We start from the raw sequence: 956 nt of genomic DNA on the forward strand, positions 1-956 counted from the left end.
CCGCACCTCGGAACAGGGGGCGCCCGCCCCGCCCACACCGAAGCCGCGCCCCTCCCCCGCGACGTTGGTCACGGTCCTTACAGTCACAACATCGAGTCGGTGACGCACCGCCACACCGGCAAGTACCACGACGACGTGGAGGAACTGGTCGCTCGCGGAACCATCGGCGAGACGCTCGAAGCCGAGGGACTCGACCCGAAGCGCGTCGCCGCACTCGTGGAAGGTGACGGCGAGTTCGGCCAACTCGTTTCGGGCGAACTCGACGTGGACCGGATGGACTACCTCGTGCGCGACGCCCACCACACGGGCGTCCCCTACGGCACCATCGACCACGAGCGACTGATTCGTGAACTCACCTTCGTCGATGGCGAACTCGTGCTTGCCGAGGGGAACGTCCAGACCGCAGAATCCCTCCTTTTGGCCCGTGCACTGATGAACCCGACCGTCTACCAGCACCCTGTCGCACGTATCTCGAAGGCGATGCTCCGACGAGCGGCCGAACAGCTCCTCACGGAACCGGATATCGACGCGCACGAACTCCGCCGGATGGACGATTATGACCTTCTCGTCGCGCTCCGTCTCAATCCCTCGACAACCGAGTTTGCGGAGCGACTCGCCACACGCGACCTGTACAAGCGGGCCGTCTGGGCGGAACTCCCGAACGTACCCGACTCGATTATCGACGCCGAACACGACGCTGTAGCCGACTTCGAGCGTGAAATCGCCGCGGCCGCCGACGTAGACGCCGAGTCCGTCATTCTCGACATCCCCCCGCGCCCGTCGATGACAGAATCCTCGTCACGAGTGATGGTAAACGGCGAAATGCGGCAGTTAGAACGCGAATCGCCGCTCGTGCAGGCGCTTCGAACCGCACAGGAACAGCAGTGGCGGTTCGGCGTCTACGGCCCCGGAGCACAGACAGAGCGAGGCGGGCGCGCTGCCGCGAACGTTCTCGG

General features: G+C 65.1%; 1 protein-coding gene. It reads left to right on the forward strand.

Annotated features, from left to right (window positions below; all coding sequences use genetic code 11):
- The coding region (locus tag QT222_RS00560; protein WP_491475954.1) for an HD domain-containing protein at positions 1-956 on the forward strand (956 nt) is incomplete at both ends.

The organism is Haloferax sp. s1, from assembly GCF_058382125.1.